Origin of the sequence: Chryseobacterium sp. JV558 (assembly GCF_033712365.1) — a bacterium.
GTDB lineage: Bacteria > Bacteroidota > Bacteroidia > Flavobacteriales > Weeksellaceae > Chryseobacterium.
Map to the genome: position 1 here is coordinate 843,881 of NZ_WJHU01000002.1, position 18,118 is coordinate 861,998.

The 18,118-nt window shown below is 36.2% G+C and carries 15 protein-coding genes; 10 read left to right on the forward strand and 5 right to left on the reverse strand.

Going from position 1 to position 18,118, the window contains the following annotated elements:
- Positions 1-9: 9 nt before the first annotated feature.
- From GFU89_RS09665 to GFU89_RS09675, 3 genes are all read left to right on the forward strand, one after another.
- Positions 10-663 carry a hypothetical protein gene (locus tag GFU89_RS09665; protein ID WP_318846929.1) on the forward strand — a complete coding sequence of 218 codons (654 nt, stop codon included), beginning with the start codon at positions 10-12 and terminating at the stop codon, positions 661-663.
- 69 nt (positions 664-732) lie between these two features.
- Positions 733-1,383, forward strand: coding sequence for a hypothetical protein (locus GFU89_RS09670; protein ID WP_318846930.1), 651 nt, complete (start codon positions 733-735; stop codon positions 1,381-1,383).
- Between the two features lie 126 nt (positions 1,384-1,509).
- A complete protein-coding gene (locus GFU89_RS09675; RefSeq protein WP_318846931.1) occupies positions 1,510-2,226 on the forward strand; it encodes a hypothetical protein in 717 nt (238 codons plus the stop codon).
- A 173-nt stretch (positions 2,227-2,399) separates the two neighbouring features.
- On the opposite strand, the gene GFU89_RS09680 is transcribed toward GFU89_RS09675, so the two are convergent.
- From GFU89_RS09680 to GFU89_RS09690, 3 genes are all read right to left on the reverse strand, one after another.
- The gene (locus GFU89_RS09680) at positions 2,400-4,190 is read right to left on the reverse strand and encodes an endonuclease (protein WP_318846932.1); all 1,791 of its coding nucleotides are present in this window, start codon (positions 4,188-4,190) and stop codon (positions 2,400-2,402) included.
- 328 nt (positions 4,191-4,518) lie between these two features.
- Positions 4,519-5,046, reverse strand: coding sequence for a DUF4136 domain-containing protein (locus tag GFU89_RS09685; protein ID WP_318846933.1), 528 nt, complete (start codon positions 5,044-5,046; stop codon positions 4,519-4,521).
- A gap of 1 nt (position 5,047) precedes the next feature.
- On the reverse strand, positions 5,048-5,230 hold the full coding sequence (locus GFU89_RS09690) for a DUF5522 domain-containing protein (RefSeq protein WP_034745671.1): 183 nt from the start codon (positions 5,228-5,230) through the stop codon (positions 5,048-5,050).
- A 40-nt stretch (positions 5,231-5,270) separates the two neighbouring features.
- Between GFU89_RS09690 and GFU89_RS09695 the strand changes: the two genes are divergently transcribed.
- From GFU89_RS09695 to GFU89_RS09725, 7 genes are all read left to right on the forward strand, one after another.
- Positions 5,271-5,597 carry a hypothetical protein gene (locus GFU89_RS09695; RefSeq protein WP_318846934.1) on the forward strand — a complete coding sequence of 109 codons (327 nt, stop codon included), beginning with the start codon at positions 5,271-5,273 and terminating at the stop codon, positions 5,595-5,597.
- A gap of 266 nt (positions 5,598-5,863) precedes the next feature.
- The gene (locus GFU89_RS09700) at positions 5,864-6,772 is read left to right on the forward strand and encodes a 1-aminocyclopropane-1-carboxylate deaminase/D-cysteine desulfhydrase (protein WP_318846935.1); all 909 of its coding nucleotides are present in this window, start codon (positions 5,864-5,866) and stop codon (positions 6,770-6,772) included.
- A 66-nt stretch (positions 6,773-6,838) separates the two neighbouring features.
- Entirely contained in the window at positions 6,839-7,897 is a 1,059-nt protein-coding gene (locus GFU89_RS09705) for a glucosaminidase domain-containing protein (protein WP_318846936.1), read from the forward strand.
- Positions 7,898-7,971: 74 nt separating this feature from the next.
- Positions 7,972-9,261 carry a glutamate-1-semialdehyde 2,1-aminomutase gene (hemL, locus tag GFU89_RS09710; protein ID WP_318846937.1) on the forward strand — a complete coding sequence of 430 codons (1,290 nt, stop codon included), beginning with the start codon at positions 7,972-7,974 and terminating at the stop codon, positions 9,259-9,261.
- Between the two features lie 323 nt (positions 9,262-9,584).
- Complete coding sequence (locus tag GFU89_RS09715; protein WP_318846938.1) at positions 9,585-10,919, forward strand: amidohydrolase; 1,335 nt, start codon at positions 9,585-9,587, stop codon at positions 10,917-10,919.
- Between the two features lie 265 nt (positions 10,920-11,184).
- The gene (locus GFU89_RS09720) at positions 11,185-12,030 is read left to right on the forward strand and encodes a helix-turn-helix transcriptional regulator (protein ID WP_318846939.1); all 846 of its coding nucleotides are present in this window, start codon (positions 11,185-11,187) and stop codon (positions 12,028-12,030) included.
- Between the two features lie 80 nt (positions 12,031-12,110).
- A complete protein-coding gene (locus GFU89_RS09725; protein ID WP_318846940.1) occupies positions 12,111-13,349 on the forward strand; it encodes an amidohydrolase in 1,239 nt (412 codons plus the stop codon).
- Between the two features lie 363 nt (positions 13,350-13,712).
- Here GFU89_RS09725 and GFU89_RS09730 read toward each other — a convergent pair whose 3' ends face one another.
- Positions 13,713-15,122 (reverse strand): hypothetical protein, encoded by a 1,410-nt coding sequence (locus GFU89_RS09730; protein WP_318846941.1) that lies wholly within the window; start codon positions 15,120-15,122, stop codon positions 13,713-13,715.
- 44 nt (positions 15,123-15,166) lie between these two features.
- Complete coding sequence (locus tag GFU89_RS09735) at positions 15,167-17,956, reverse strand: TonB-dependent receptor domain-containing protein (RefSeq protein WP_318846942.1); 2,790 nt, start codon at positions 17,954-17,956, stop codon at positions 15,167-15,169.
- Positions 17,957-18,118 lie beyond the last annotated feature (162 nt).

An 18,118-nucleotide genomic window follows, 5' to 3' on the forward strand; every position in this document is an offset into this window, starting at 1 on the left:
TCATTGAAAATGAATTTTTTAGGATATTTTACAGCAGTTATTGTTATATTTTCTCTGTATATAGGATATAAAATCTTCACCAAATTTGCTGCAAACAGAGATCAGTCAGGAAAAAAAGGAGGCCTTCTTGAGAAAGCCTTCCTTCTTTTTATCATTTCAATCATCATGATTTCTGTAAATGCAATGGCATTTGTACTTTCATACAATTTTTTCTGGGAAAAAGCTTACAGAACCTTTGATGAGCCTCAATTTGAAGCAACTGTAGTGGGATACAAAAAAGAAATTACAAAGTTTAAAAACTTTTCAACCTCTACCTACAGAGATAAAGTAATTTTCTTTCCGAAAGTAGAATATACAGATAACAATGGGGAAAAGGTGACAAAAACACTGGACATTACAAGTGATTCTCCACCCGCTTTGGGACAGAAACTAAAGATAACAGATAAAGCAGGGAAGGATACTACAAATGCTCTTCAGCTGGATTGGGTAATGTTTGCTGCTGGCTGTATTTTTACAGGATTTGCCGCATTTTTTGCTTCCTTAATTTCTACCTACACCACATCATATCCTATGAAAAAAAGAATAGCTTTTTCGTCCAAACTTGCATTATTGCTTATTTTCATTAATATTTCCTGTATAGTATTCATATATTTGAAATCATAAAGAATAGTTTAAAAAGAAAGGTGTAATAAAGAATAACGAATTATAGTAATCATCAAAATATAAAGTAGTATGAAAAAAGCAAGAATTCTGATATTGATTTTTGTAGTATTGATCAATATCTGTTGTGGAAATAAATCATTTGACCTTTCATCAGTTGCATTAGGTGATGATGCAAAGAAGTATGACTTTGAAAACAAAGATTTATTTATGAAAGATGCTGCAAAAGCAGATATCATTCAATACTATGCTGATGAAAATAAAGGAGTAATCTACGGAAATATACCCTTAGACAATACGATGGGTACAAGAATTACAGTATACAAAGGGAAAGTAGGAGCTATCGATACCAATGCCGCTGAAAAATATTCTCTGGAGTTTGTAGAAAAAATAGTGAAAAAACATGGAAACCCTACCGCTGCCATTACAGATAAAGCAGCTGTAGATACAAAATTTGTAAAACCGATTTTTGAAAAACTTAAAAAAGTTTCCCCAGAGAAAGTTTCCTGGAGTCAAAATGAGAAAAACACCTTTACTTATCCAACCTCTTTCTTCTGGGATGATGAGAAGAATTATTCCATATTAAGTATCTCTGTTGAAAATGACGGGAAAATAAGAAATAAGTACATTTCTGTGACCAAAGAAGCCTATCGAAATAATGCTGTTTTTGGATTGAAATACCCAACACCACAGGAATCTCCATGGTATAAGTATATGAAGTAAAAAGTGCACCCAGAGAAAAAAAAGGAAATGAAAAAACAAGAATACGATAAATAAAAATCAGATTTCAAATACTTGAATCGCTTTTTTTCTGTTGTATTCTTATAACCAGGTACTAACACTAACATTATGAAAAATTTGAAATATGTATTAATACCAGTAATCTGCCTGGGGCTTATATCATGCAGCCAGCAGAAAAATAAAGATACTGAATTGGTGCTTGAAACGAAGGGAAGTACTCAGACGGAGCCATTTAATCTCGCTCAAATTAAAACCGGACAAAACATTAATGAGATTTTAAAATCTGCCGGAGCAACAGCCAAAGAAGCAGTACGTACCAGTGAAGTAACCCTTATCGGAAATGAAAAACTTGCTTTTTCATCAAAAGAACTATTGCATTTCAATGGAATAGATCTGGAAGGAAAAAATAATAAAAATACCAATAAAGTAATTTTACATTTCGGAAAAGTAGATCAGGAAATTGGACCTCTTGCCAATGAAAAAGAAGACGAATTGGGAATGTATCAGCTTGATATCTATACTGAACAGGAAAAAACAGCCCTTCTGGATAACTTAAATAAGACACTTCAGAAACCGAGTTTTGATACCATACATGAAGGTTTTGAATCAGAAGTTAAAGATAATGAGATCATCCAGACTCAGAATAAACTCAGACAGGAAGTGGCTATCTGGAGAAACAAAGATATGCTCTATTACTACTGCGAAACCAAAATAGACAACAGACCGGACGAATACCGCTGTAATCTTTTTGTGTTCAAAAATAAAGAATGGAAAGATCTTTTGAAAGGATCAGGATATCCGGATCTGGATAAAATCTCTCTATAACATTCGCTTCGTCAAATCAACTTGCTGATTCCTTTTTACTCTCTGAAAATGTAAATCAGTCAGATAAAGTCTTTGAGTTGAAAAATCTACTCAATTCAAAATTTGTGGAGTATTAAAAATAAGAAATGCCGATCTTTTTGAGACCGGCATTTTATATAAAGTTGATAGTTGAATTATTTTACCAAAAACTGCATCGTAGTCTGATCCAGTTTCAAAATATAAATTCCCTGACCAAGATTTCTTGTTTTAATAGAATTTCCATTTCTGAAAGGCTGATCAATCGTCTGAAGAACTTTCCCCTGAAGATTATAAATTTCAGCTTTTTTTACATTTTGAAGATCTCCTTTTACAAAAATTTCCTGATTAGTGATTGGATTTGGAGAGATTTTAAAACTCTTAGCTGAGGTTTCCAAGGCTGTACTTTGTGCCATCCTTGCAGCAGCTCCAGAATAGCATGTCCAGGAAAGGTCATCAATGGCAACTCTGTTGCTCGTTGAGTTATTCACAAGGCTTACCACTACATTTCCGGAAACGTTGATATTATTGATGGTAGTGGTGGCTGTTGTTGCTCCGTAAGGAATAGTTCCTACACTGGTTCCGTTTACTTTTACATCAAACGTACCATTAGATCCCGTAAACTTAAGCTGTGTTGTCACTGTTAAAGAACCAATACCATTCGCAGAACTCCCTGATGTTAAAGAACCGTTTCTTACCGTTATCGCTTTATTGTTAATAGTCTGATCTGTTCTTGCATCCGTTGCCGTCCATGAAATACCGCCGTTGCTCCATGTTTTGCTTGAATAAGTAGAGCTAGCTGCAGGAATAGTTTCAAAAGTTTCATTGGCACAATTGGTTCCTGGAGTAGTACCTCCTGAATTGGTAGTATCGGAAACCGTTGAACTGTTGGATGACGAATTTCCAGCCGCATCTTTTGCTACAACATAAAAGCTGTACGTAGTAGAAGGAGTAAGTCCTGAAATAGTTGTTGAAGTTGAGCTTACCGTAGTTTTCAGACTTCCGTCCATATAAACATTGTAAGCCGTTACCCCTACATTATCCGTAGAAGCATTCCAGGCAAGAGAAATACTGCTGGAAGTTTTTCCTGAAACATTAAGTCCTGTTGCTGTAGTAGGTGCCTGAGTATCACCTGAAGGCTGTTGAGAACCCCAGATAAGACTTACGTAATTCGGGTTATCAATAAATGGATTTCTGTTCCCTTGGAAAGTATAAGATGCATTATTTCTTTTGATCTCAGCTTGGGAAACAGGATCCTGATTATGCCATGCCAGAAGAACATTCAGCTCCCATGTCTGCAATCCCGGGAATGTAGAATTTCCTAACATATTTCCTGATGAAAAAGTAGATAATTTACTCTGATAACGGGTTACAAAATAGAAAATCATACGCGCCACATCTCCTTTAAACTCATCAATCGGCTCAAAAACCGTTCCTGCATACCCTGAAGAAGCTGACGTTCCAAGCTTTGATCCATTCTGTGAAGTAAACGAAGCACTTCCTACCTTTCCGAAAGGATAATTACTTCTCATTCCGTTTACTTTTCCATCTGTAGCTCTGATAAAGTGAATATCAGCAACCATTGGAGAAGCCTGGCTAAAAAGACTTTGAGGAACAATATGTTCTCTGTTATAGCAATTTCCTTCCGTAGAATAAGTTCCGCACTGGTTGGTTCCAGGAGTATACTTATAAGGATCTGCACCTACAGGTTTTTCAGAATAGATATCAAGGATAGAACCGTCATTTTCATAATCCTTATCAATATCAGTAGTTTTATAAGCAGTCCACAGACCTCCGTAACCTTTGTCCATATGTCCGCTGGTAATAATGCTGCTTAATTCCGTTTTCAGTGCTGCGCCACTCAATCCGTTGGCAGAATTGTAGTATCCTGCAGGAGCCTGAGCGTGGGCAAGTCCCGCAAATACAGAGAATAAGATAATTTTTTTCATATAATAATAAGTTTAAACAAGAATAACACATTTTCGTGAATAAAAAATTAAGTAAGCGTTAATTTTAAATGTACTGCATGTTATAATGATGAATTATGAGTTTCGGGTTGAGGATTTCGGGATTCGTGTTAGGAATTTCAATATTCAATAGGTTTTAGCCCGAACTAAAATAAAAAAGGTTTCATTGACTTTAGCCAAAACTTAAAGAATGGAAGGACATATTCAAGAATCATCTGTGAAAATTTGTTTTAACTATGGGAAAACGGAATGATTACCCATAAAAAAAGCCAGTACAAGAGTACCGGCTATATAATGGATGACTTAAATTTTATTTTCTTTGTGGCGGATAATTTTTCATAATCTCAGCCATAATTTCTGGAATCTGTCTCTGTTTCGCTTTTGGAGAATCCACAGAAATTCCACTTCCGATACCTTGCCAAACCAATTTATTGGTTTTCGCATCAATAAGGTCTACAATCAGTGCTCCTTCATTATAATTAGAAGTCCATGTTCTGCTCATTCCAACACCCCATCCGAATGGTCCGCCCCATCCCCACATTCCGTAAGGTGAAGAAGAATTGATATCTGTAACTTTTTTATGGTTAGCTTTTACATTGATAATCAAATCAGGATTTTCTCCGGATTGAAGCCCTTTGCTCTGAAGCTGTCTCGACAGTTCATTCAGGACTCTGTCTTTATCAATATCATTCAGTTTTAGATCATCAATTCTTATTTTATACGTTTTAAAAGAATTGAAATTGGCGCTTTCAGCATAATCTGAACGTACCTGAAAAGGGCTACAAGAAGTTAAACCTAAAGTAGCAGATGCCAACAAAATAAAAATATATTTTTTCATTTTATTTATTTTTTTTATCATTTTTAATGAATGTATCAGTCTTTTTATCGTACCCGTAAGGACAGTGTCTGCAGCCGCTTTTACAGCAATGACCTCTTTTCAGATGAAATTTTTCTGTAAAAACCTTGTACCCCTGTTCATTATAGTAGAAGTCTTCACCTTCTTTGATGTCATAATGGGCCATAAGTTAAATGCTAGTCAAAAAACTTTTTATATTTGTTACTATGATAATTGTATGCCAAAAGCCTTTAAAAAAATTAAAAATTAATGGCATTGCTCTCTTTCCCTTTATCTTCATTAGGAAACCCGAAGATAAGGAAAATAATGTATTGATCAATCACGAAAAAATCCATTTACGCCAACAGATGGAAATGCTTATCATTTTCTTCTATATTTTCTATGTTATTGAATATTATTACTGGTTTTTCAAACTCAAAGACGGTTATCTGGCCTACAGAAGAATCTCCTTTGAAAGAGAAGCCCATACCAATGAGAATAACCTGAACTATCTGCAAAAGAGAAAATTCTGGAATTTCAGGAAATATCTGTAGAATTATCAATTATGAATTATGAATTATGAATTATGAATTATGAATTATGAATTATGAATTATTTTGAGATTAAATATTCACATTTCTACTTATTCAATAGGAGTGGGCTTTAGCCAAAACCTAAAAAATCAAAATATCATCTGTGAAAATCTGTGTGATCCGTGGGAAAAATCTAAACATAATTACTCATAAAGCCGGAAATCCCCGCAAGACTAAATCTTTTCCTATTTTTGTAAAGAATAAACCTTGAGCCGTCAAAAACTGAAATGCTATTACAACTTCCCATAGAACCTGTTTCCATTCAGGAAATTCCCATTCATAAAAATGTAAAACTTTTCATTAAAAGGGAAGATCAGATTCATCCGCTGATTTCAGGTAACAAATACTGGAAACTGTTTTATAATGTGAATCATTATCTGGCAAAAAATCCCGATAAACCTTATATTATTACTTTTGGCGGAGCCTTTTCCAACCATATCGCTGCGGTCTCAGCAGTAGGAAATCTGGCAGGTATTCCAACATTGGGAATCATCAGAGGAGAAGAACTGCAGCATAAGTGGCGGGATAACCCTACTTTATTTTTTGCCAAAAGAAATGGCATGAACCTGAAATTTGTCACCCGTGAAGAATACCGTCATAAAGAAAAGCTTACAGAATTCCTTCATCAGGAGTTTCCTGAGGCATTGATTGTTCCTGAAGGAGGTACCAATGAAGAGGCTGTGGAAGGGGTGAAAATGATGCTCAACGAACAAACAAAAGATTTTGACTATCTTTGCACCGCAGTTGGAACCGGAGGAACCATTGCAGGAATTTCAAAATTTAGTGAAGATAATCAGAAAGTTATAGGATTTAACGTAGTTAATGATACTTCACTGGAAAATAAAATTTTTGAATTAACTTTAAAACATAATTTTAATCTAATAGATTCATGTTTTGGAGGTTACGGTAAAATAAATGATGAAAACATTCGTTTTATCAATGATTTCAAAGAAAAATATGATATTCCTTTAGAACCGATATATACAGGAAAAATGATGGAGAAAGTTTTTGAACTGATTGAAGATGATTATTTTCCTGAAAACAGCAGGATTTTGTGCTTTCACACTGGTGGATTACAGGGGATTGAAGGTGCTAATCTGCTTTTGGAAAAACAGAATAGAAATTTAATTATATAAGTAAAATTGAAAAACATGAAACACTTAGTGTTCCATCTTTCATTTTAAAACAATAAAAATTATAAGATGAAAAGACTTTTCCTATCCATAAGCCTTTTAGTTTTATCAAAATTTTCTGCCCAGTCTTGGGCAACCGAAGATCAGTATATTCAGAAGTTTGCTAAATATGCCGTAGAAGAAATGGAAAAATATAAAATTCCTGCTTCTATTACGCTTGCACAAGGGTTGTTAGAAACCGGAGGAGGGCAGAGCAGATTGGCACAGGAGGGTAAAAACCACTTCGGCATAAAATGTAAAGAAGACTGGACCGGTAGAACGATGAAACATACCGATGATGCACCTAACGAATGCTTCCGTGTATACGACGATCCGAGACAGTCTTACGAAGATCATTCTATATTCTTATCTACAAGAAAGTATTACGCAAAACTTTTCAACCTGGATATGAGAGATTACAGAGCGTGGGCAACCGGTCTGAAAAAAGCTGGTTATGCTACCAATCCGCGTTATGCTTCAATTCTTATCACCAAAATTGAAAAGTACAAGCTATATGAATTCGACAATACCAGTTCGAATGAGGTATTGTATGCCGTACTTAAAATGTATCCGGATCTGAAAGACGACAGAACTTTCATGGCGCAGCTGGAACCTTCAAAAGCAATAAAAAAAGCTAAAGACCCGGTTACAGTAGAAGTTCCTTACAAGCAGACGTCTTATGCGCAACAGCAAAAAAGAGTAGAAAGAATCAAAACGAAAGCTGAAATTCTTAATTCCATTCTTATCAAAAGCCATCCGAATGACGGTCTGAAGTATATCGTAATTCCTGAAGATACTGATGTGAAATTCATTGCCAATAAATTCAAAGTCAGCGAAAGCAGACTGATAAAGTGGAATGAACTGGAAGGTGAAACCTTAAAGAAAAATGATATTGTTTTCCTTGAATCAAAAAATTCTACAGGAAATACAGCGACCTATAAAGTAGAATCTGGAGAAGATATGCATGATATCGCCCAGAAATTCGGAATCAAGTTAAATAAATTATATGCTAAAAACAGAATGGATGAAGGACAACAGCCTTCTGCAGGACAGCTGATTTATTTGATAGACAAAAAACCACGAAACTAATTTAATTTTTTGTTGAGAGTTTACCGTTGACAGCTACATGCCAACCAGCAACTGCCAGCAACAACTAAGCATATATGAAGTATCAGAGAAGTTCGGCTTTATTTGATGAAGCCTACAAATACATTCCGGGAGGAGTAAACTCTCCGGTAAGAGCATTCAAATCCGTAGGAGGAGTACCTGTTTTTATGAAATCGGCAAAAGGAGCTTATCTTACCGATGCAGATGACAATACTTATATCGATTATATTAACTCGTGGGGGCCCGCCATTTTAGGACATACGCATCCTGAAGTATTGGAAGAACTGAAAATACAGGCAGAAAAAGGTTTCTCTTTTGGAGCACCAACTGAACTTGAAACAGAAATAGCAAAATTCATTGTTGAAAATGTCCCGAATATTGACCAGATCAGAATGGTTTCTTCAGGAACAGAAGCATGTATGAGTGCGGTAAGACTGGCAAGAGGATACACTGGAAGAGATAAGATCGTGAAATTTGAAGGCTGTTATCACGGGCACTCAGACTCATTCCTGATCAAAGCAGGAAGTGGTGCAGCAACTTTCGGAAATCCAAATTCTCCGGGAGTAACAGCAGGTACTGCTAAAGATACATTATTAGCCCGTTATAACGATTTTGAACAGGTTGAGGATTTATTTCGTCACAATCAGGGAGAGATTGCAGCGGTGATTATAGAGCCGGTTGCAGGAAATATGGGTTGTGTATTGCCGGAAAATAACTTCTTACAAAATCTGAGAAAGATCTGCGATGAAAACGGTGCTTTATTAATTTTTGATGAAGTAATGACCGGTTTCAGATTGGCTTTCGGAGGTGCTCAGGAGCTTTTCAATGTAAAGGCAGACTTAGTAACTTATGGAAAAGTAATCGGTGGAGGACTTCCGGTAGGAGCTTTCGCAGGAAGAAACGAAATTATGGATCACCTGGCTCCAAAAGGAGGAGTATATCAGGCAGGAACATTAAGTGGAAATCCTTTAGCGATGAGAGCTGGATTAAAAACACTTCAGCTTATTAAAAACGATCCTGAATTTTTCAACAGATTACATAAAACAACAGAAACGTTAGATTTTGAAATCGGAAAAATTTTAAATGAAAAAGGAATCGCTCATAAAATCAACAGAAAAGGTTCTATGATGTCTGTTTTCTTCCATATCAACAGAGTATCTAACTTTGATGAAGCTCAGGAAGCTAATCATTCATTATTCAATAACTTCTTCCATCAGATGCTTCAGAATGGAGTGTATCTGCCGCCAAGTGGATATGAAACATACTTCATCAGTGATGCAATCAAGGATAAAGAAATTGATATGACACTGGAAGCAGTAAGAAAATTTGAATATTCCAATAAATAATAAATGAGACCGGATTTTAGATCCGGTTTTTTTATGCAGAATGATTTGAACTGAGAAGCTTGCAGGTCAATTAAAAACTTTACGCAACCAAAGTTATGCACAATCTTTGTCACTCCGCAGGAGTCTCAGCAATCAAAGTGAATCAGCCGTTTAGATTCCTGAATGACAATTGTTGTGGGTATCTTCTTTATTTTAGTGTAGAAAAGATAAACCGGAGATTTTAATAAGGAATCAAAACAAAGCATAAATCATACAAGTTTTGTAATAAACCATACACTTTGGTCAGCAGACTTCTTTTTAATTTTGTCATAAATAGATTGGAAATGAAGACTTCTGGCAATACCATCTCCCGCAAAGATTTTATCCGAAATTCAGCATTGGCTGTAGCGGGATTAACTTTAATACCTAATATCATGACTGCATCACCTTTCCTGGATGGAAATAAGAGTTTAGCAAAAGGAAAAATGAGTCTTAAAAATGTTTGTCTGGAAACAGGGTTTGAATTTCAGGATGGGGAAGTGGCTTCTACCAAAACTGATCTGTTTTATGTAGAAGTTGAAAACGGGAAGATCACAAAGATTAGCCCAAACCAACCTAATGCTAAAGCGGTAGATGCAAAAGGGCTATTGATGCTTCCTGCCTTTAAAGATATGCATATTCACCTGGATAAAACCTTTTATGGGGATCAGTGGCAGGCTGTTAGAAAAAGAACCGGTGGAATAAAAGGAATGATAGAACTGGAGCAGAAAATGCTTCCTGAGATGCTGAAAAACTCAACCTTCAAGGCAGAGAAACTGATCGAATTATTACAGTCAAAAGGGACTTCTTATGCGAGAAGTCATGTGAATATTGAACCTACTTCAAAACTTCAGTCGTTAAAAAATCTGCAGAAAGCTTTAGAAAATAAAAAGAAAGGGTTTGGAGCAGAATTGGTTGCTTTTCCGCAGCATGGAGTGTTTTATACTGATTCGGTGCCCTATTTGAAAGAAGCGGCGAAGATGGATATTGATTTTATCGGAGGAGTAGATCCGTTCAACATAGACGGTGATATTGAAAAAGTGGTGGATTTCACTGTTCAGCTTGCTTTGGACAATAAAAAAGGAATAGATATTCATCTGCATGAAACCGGAGATTCCGGACTGAAGACAGTAGAATACCTTATCAAGAAAGTAAATGAAAATCCTTCTCTTAAAGGAAAAACTTATTTAAGCCACTGTTTTATCTTGGCTAAATTAGAAGCTGCAAAACAGGAAGAGATCGCTGAAAAATTAGCAGAATCCCAAATCGGAATTGTTTCTACAATCCCTTTTGGAAGGATGATCATGCCTATACCAACGCTTTACAAACATAATGTAACCGTCTTGACAGGTAATGACAGCATTGTAGATCACTGGAATACTTTCGGAACAGGAAGTGTACTTCAGAAAGCTAATTTAATGGCTCAACTGTATGGGTATTCAACAGAATTTTTATTGTCAAGAAGTTTAAAACTGGCCACAGGAAATATTCTTCCGCTGGATGATAAAGGAACTCAACAATGGCCGAAAGCAGGAGATAAAGCCGATTTTGTATTGATGAATGCAAGCTGTTCTGCAGAAGCGGTATCAAGAATTTCAGAGGTGGAATCATTGGTACATGATGGAAATGTTGTCTTTTAAACTTTGGTAAAAAGCTTTATTGGATAAGATTTCAACAATAATTGCTTACGAATTTATATATATAATTTAGTTGTGTTTTTTTAACCACAAAGGGTATAAACGTTTTACGGATAAGCCTGAAAATTTATTGAAAATTTTCGGTTACAATCATTTAATGAAGATAGAAACTGAAGTAGGAATGGTGTAGGTAAAGCTTTTGTCCCTTTTGTGGTTATTTTAGTTTTTTCTCACAAATTTTAGTAATTTTAGGAGAAAATCAGGTAGAGTGGGTTACCATACAGATCATTTTCCTATTTTAGGAATTCAGGAATTTAGTGAAAATCAGCTGAAAGGCTGTAATTTGCTGTTTAATGAACTTTATGGGGCACGTTCCATTGATGATCCCCATAAACATGATTTTTTTATCATCAATCTTTTTGAGAATGGCGTTGGCTCACATACCATAGACTTTACAGAATATCAGGTGAAAAACCATCAGATTCATCTTGTTTTTCCAGATCAGGTGCATCAATGGATAATAGAGAAGGAAACCATCGGATATCAGTTGATGATAAGCAGGGATTGGTTTGAAAGTTTTCTGCCATCATTAAGATTTTCAGCCTCTTATTATCAGAATCACCCGGTTATCAATCTTTCCCTGGAAGTTTTTGAAACTTTTCTCTATGAATTTCAGGCAATCCAGAAAGAATTGAGCGGAGAAAAAGTATTTTGGGAGCTTATTCAAAAAAGAAGTGAGCTTATCGGTTTGTTGGTAAGTAAATCTGTAGAAGGGGCTTTTAAAGATTTTGAAGTCTATAACTCGAATCCAATTATCTCAAAATTTCTCCCTTTTATTGATGAACATTTTAAAACAGAAAGATCCGTTTCTTTTTATGCGGATAAACTGAATATTTCTGCCAACTATCTGAATATTGTGTGCAAGAAAAATCTCAATGCTTCGGCTTCATCTCTTATTCAGGACCGTATTTTACTGGAGGCCAAAAGGCTTTTGAAAGTTTCCGAAATGTCAGTGAAAGATATTGTTTATGATCTCGGTTTTTATGATCATGCCAGCTTTTCTAAATTCTTTAAAGCACAGACGGGAATGACTCCTTCGCAATTCAAAGAATAATTTATACAAAACAAGACATAATTGATACACTGGTTTTATCCTGAAGCCGGGCTAATTTTGTATTGTTAAAATTTTAAATCATGCAATTTCCCTATCAATTAACTGCAAAAGGAAAATATTCCCTTAAAAATGTCCGCCTGGAAACAGGTTTTGAATACGAAAATGAAGAGATAACCGGAACAAAAACTGACCTTTTCAGTATTGAAATTGAGGACGGGAAGATAAAAGCAATAAAAGCAAATGATCCTGCTTTAAAAGCAATAGATGCTAAAGGATTTCTGATGCTTCCGGCTTTCAGAGATATGCACATTCATCTGGATAAAACATTATATGGGCTTCCATGGCAGGCTCTTTCTCCGAAAAGAAGAACGGTGAAGGATATGATAGCCTATGAACAGGAAATCATTCCTGAACTGTTGAAAACTTCTGTAAGCAGAGCAGAACAGCTGATCAGTCTGCAGCAGCATTATGGAACTCATTTTGCAAGAACTCATTTCAATATTGATCCTACATCTGGATTGAAATCCCTGGAACATCTTGAGCAGGCTCTTGAAAATAAAAAAGAGTCTTTCAAAGCAGAACTGGTTGCCTTCCCGCAGCATGGAGTTTATTATACAGAGACAGCTTCTTTAATGAAAGAAGCAGCACGGCTTAAAAGTGTGGGATTTATCGGCGGATTGGATCCTTTAAGTATTGACGGAAGCATTGAAAAAGTAATGGATTTTACCGTTCAACTGGCTTTAGATCACAATAAGGGAATAGATATTCACCTGCATGAAACAGGAGAGTCCGGAATGAAAACGATCAATTATCTGATTGATAAAGCAATCGAAAATCCATCACTTCAAGGAAAAACATTTGTAAGCCATGCATTTGCCTTAGCGCATCTCTCTCCAAAAGAAACAGAGCAGATTGCAGAAAGACTGGCTGCCGGAAAAGTAGGAATCGCTTCTTCTGTACCTTTTAAAGGAACGGTAATGCCCATTCCAACCCTGAAAAAATATGGAGTCAATGTATTGATCGGAAATGATAATGTACAGGATTACTGGAGTACTTTCGGATCTGGAAGTATGCTTCAGAAAGCCAATCTGATTGCTGAGTTGTATGGTTACGCTACAGAATATGCATTGTCAAGAGCCCTGCAGTTTGCCACGCAAAGTATTCTCCCATTGGATGAAAAAGGGCAGCAGCAGTGGCCTAAAGCTGGTGATGAAGCTGCCATTGTTCTTACAGATGCTTCATGTTCCGCAGAAGCAGTTTCCAGAATGTCTGAAATAAAAGCCCTGATGAATGACGGGAATTTATTCTGGAGAAATTAATTGAAGTATATATTTTTTATACACTTGTTTTTTGTGAATGCCATCGGGAGTTTTCCTGGTGGCTTTTTTGGTGTGGGATTCGAGGTTGCGTGTTACGCGTTTTCGGGGCTCTTTTCTCTATCAATAGGAACAGGCTTTAGTCCGTTTACTTAATATGAATATTAGCCAAAACCTATCAATAAACCCAGTTGTTCAATTTAAAAAATGACTGTTCATATTCCTTTTTTGTTTTTTACAATATGAACACCGCTTAATATTGAAACCATCAGATATCCATAATACTTGATCATAACATTAAAAAAGCCCACGGAAAATATTCCGAAGGCTTTCTATTTGAAATTAAATCTAAGTACCTATATGGTGTTATAAGTTGAAGTTTGTCCATCCTGCATACCAAGTATCTGTAGCATCTTTTACAGCACCTTTGTAAGTTACCTGTGTAAACCAAGTAGCCAATTTAGGGTTTGTAAATGCACCTCCAGTTAATAATGGAGAACCTGCAGTAGGAGTAAAGTTTGGTGTAGTTCCTGCAGGAGCCCATGCGCCAGCAAGTTTTACATCAGCAGTAGAAGCAAGGATTGTATTTCCTTTAGCATTAAACCAAGTCGTAAGATCGTTTAATGTATACGTTGTAGGAGTAGAAGTAGATGGTCCGAACTTCAAAGGAGTTGGGCTTCCTGCTAAAACGTTGTTTTCAAAGAATAGCTTATTACCTACAATATTGTTATCCGTTGGAGCACCTTTTGTTGCATCAATGAATAAACCAACTGGGAATCCTGTAAATACAGAGTTGAATACTGAGATAGAAGAGTTTCTTCTGATCTGTAATGCATTCTGGAATAACGCGTTGATTGATCCTGGAGCTAAAGAGTTGATTGGCCCAATAATCGTCATGTTAGAGAATGTAGCGGATGTCTGAGGTGTCAAAGTAGAACCGTTAGCATCATTATCAGATTCAAATGCGTTAGAACCGGAAACGTCTGCTATCTGAGAATCTCTTACTCCGATACCAAATTGGATATTTCCTGAGAAACCGTTATCCGTATCGAAATCATCATCAAGACCTTTGTAAGAAATAAGGTGAGAACAGTTTACTGTTCCTCCGAACCATTCAAAACTGTCATCATTAGCATAAGCAACTTCTACGTAATCTACTGTAGTTCCGTTACCTACACCACCGAATGTCAATCCGTTGATCTCTTTATCTGGTAAGAATGCATATCCTGCATATTCTATTCTTACATATTTTAATACACCACTGTTATCAGCAGCATTGTTTCCACCGTAAAGTCCAAGACCATCAGAGTTGTTGATTCCTCCTTCAATTTCTCCAATTCCGTTTACTCCACCGAAAGAAGCATTAGTAGGAGCATTTCCTAAAATTACTACCCCTGCCCAGTCTCCTCTTTTAGGACTTGGTTTTTCAGAAGTGAAGATAATAGGGTTGGCAGCAGTACCTTCTGCCATGATTTTACTTCCTTTTGTAATGATCAAAGCTCCGTTTTTATCAGCTTCACCTACAATCTTTGTACCTGGCTCGATAGTTAAAGTAGCTCCGTTAGTTACATATACTAGTCCTCTTAGCTTATAAATTTTGTTAGCTTTAAGCGTCATGCTGGAAGTGATCTTTCCTGAAAGAATAAGGTTTTCAGTTTCTCCGTTTCCGTTACCTCCATTTTGAATAATGGTAGGTCCATCTTCTTCTATATTTCTACAAGCGGTAGTTGATACTATAGCGCCAAGCATTAAAGAATATAAAACGAACTTTTTCATGTTATAAAGAATTAAATTATTTATTAGATTATTTGTTGAGTGAATTAAAAATTGTATCCCAGTGTTAAACTGATATTGGTTCCTGAAAGTCTTTCGATAGCAAGAGCATCTTTGCTGTCATACTTACCGTTGTCGTTCAGGTCATGGTAGAATTTAGCACGACGGTTCAGAATATCTGAAACATTCAGCTTGATCTCTCCTTTGTTGCTCCATATTTTTTTAGCAAGCTGGAAATCCAGAAGAGGTCTTGGTGCTTCCCAGATTGGTGGTACCTGATCGTTTCCTACATAAAGGATTCTTCTTCCGATCATGTTGAATAGTACGGTAGAAGACCATCCTGATTTTTCAGTATCATACTGAAGACTTACGTTAACCGTATAGGGAGACTGCCCCTGCATTGGTCTGTCTATCTTAGTTGCTTCGTCTGTAACTTTGTTTTTAATTAAAGCTACGTTACCACCCAGCGTAAAGTTTTTAAGAGCACTTACAAAATCCAGCTTTTTTCTTACTTCCACTTCCACCCCATAGGCATCAGCTTTATCTACGTTAAGGTAGTTGAAGGTATTACTTGTTCCTACCCCTGACTGGTTGAAGTATAATTCGATCGGCTTTTTGAAGTTTTTATAGAAACCTGCCACAGAGATGATCTCTCCGTTTCTTGGGTAATATTCCCAACGAACGTCCGCACTTGTGATTTTAGTTCTTTCAATAGATTTGTTACCAATTACAGTAGCTCCTAAGTCAAAATCATAATATGCTAAAGGTGAAACCTCTCTAAATTCCGGTCTTACAACAGTTTGTGAACCCGCAAGACGGATATTCATTTTAGGATTTACCTTGAATGTTAAGTTTACAGCGGGTAAGAAGTCTGTAACACGTGTGTTGACAAAACGGTCATCACTTTTTTTCGTGCTTCCTACCAATTGATCAAAGTTCTCAACTCTTAATCCCCAAACCGCTCTTAACCATGGTGTAAAGTTGTTGTCAAACTGTAAATACCCCGCGTTAAGGATTGTGTTGGCAATATATCTGTATTGGTTTCCAGCAATTTCATCAAATGTAAATCCACCGTTACCTCCGAAATTTTCAGGATTGAAGATCGTTTCAAAAGGCTGAGAAAGTAATCCCTGGTTGAATTTCTCAAGTCTTACAGAGAACGGTCTTGAGTTGTAGATTCTGTCTTTCACCTGGAACAAATAACCTCCTTTGATGGTTTGCTTTTGTCCGAATAGTGTAAATGTCTTGGAAATATCACCTCCTGCATTATATAGATAATCGCTTAGAGTAGAATAGAATACACTTCCTGACTTTTGAGAAAGACCATTAGAAATCAATGCTAAATAAGGGCTTCCTTCTATATTGGTGTATTGGTTATATTGCAAACGTTGTAGCAAAGGAATATACTGATCCAGGATCCCGAAACTTCCGTACCAGTTTACGGTAAATCCACCCAGAGCATCTATTTTATGAGTACCGGTAAGAGTAGAGTTGTAGAAAGTAGTTTCTTTAAAACCTATTTCCCTTGCCATAATGTTTGTCCCATTGATTGGATCAAACTCAAAATCCTTTCCTGTTCTGAAGGACATGTGGTTCACCGTATTGTTGGTGATGATATTCTTTAGGGAGATTTTATTGTTGCTGTTGAGCTTTAGAGAAAGGTTCAACATTCCTCCTAAGATAATATCATTGCTGTATTTTTCTGTAAAATAATCAAAATTAGTATCAGCAAGTTGGTCGTTGATGGTAAAGAAACGGTTGGTAGACTCAGTTCTTCTTTTGTTGTTGCTATAGTTTAAAACAGCAATTACCCCTAAATCTTTTCCGAATAATTTAGTATTAAAACCTCCGTCAAGCTGTAAACTTAAGTTTTCAGGATATCCAATACTGTTATATCCTAAATTCTTTGTAAACCCTTTACCAATATTGGTTTTCTGACCTTCATCCAAAATACTGAATGCATTTTTTGCAGGCATATTGGTTGGCAGCTTTCTGTATCCGTCATCAATTCCTAAAAAGTCCCATTTTCCACCTTTCTGCATATGGAATTCCTGACCCATCGTAGCAGTATTTCCTCCTACACCTACCTGTACGTTGAAGAAGTTTTTATTAGGAATATCCTTTGTATTTACCTGAATCAATGCTCCTCCCCATTCACCTGTATATTCCGGAATGAAAGTTTTGTTGATAACAAGGGTTTCGATAACGTTAGCTGGGAAAAGGTCAAAAGAGAAAGTCTTTCTGTCAGGCTCCGTACTGGATAACTGAATGCCATTCAGCATCGCCTGATTGTAACGGTCTGATAAACCTCTTACTACAATATATTTTCCTTCAGATAAACTCACCCCGGAAACTCTTTTCAGAACTTCACCTGTGTTTCTGTCCGGACTTCTTTTAATAGCTTCAACCCCAATAACCTGAGAAACTACACCGGCATTTTTCTGTAATCCGATAGTAGAGGCTATGGTTTCTTTTCTTGCGTTTGATTTTATGACAACTCCTTCAATTTCTTTTTCCTTGGTAGAGGGCTTGTCCATTACGATATCAAGATGAGTATTACCTTCATTTTTAATAATAACCTCACTGATCTCTTTTCTGTTATACCCATTGGAGCTTACCGTTACAATGTAATTGGTGCCGGGGGACAGGTTGATAGAGTAGTATCCGGAAATGTCAGTCATTACTTCCTGTCCATTTACTTTTACCTTTACCCCTTCTATAGGAGTGTTATCTTTCTCGTCCAATACCCTACCTTCCAAAATCTGACTTTGTGCAAAAGCATAGCCAGCAGAAAACAAGGCAAGTAGCATGATGCTCTTGTGGAGTTGTTTTTTCATTTTACTTCTTTTACTTCTTTTTCAAGGGCAAAATAAAGGCTAAGTTTTTAAGAAAACTTTAGGAGAATCTTAATTAATTGTGAAATTTGTATTAACAGATGAACGAAATTTATAGTTATTGATGTTTAATTTATATAATTGTATTTTTTGTTTTAATTTTAA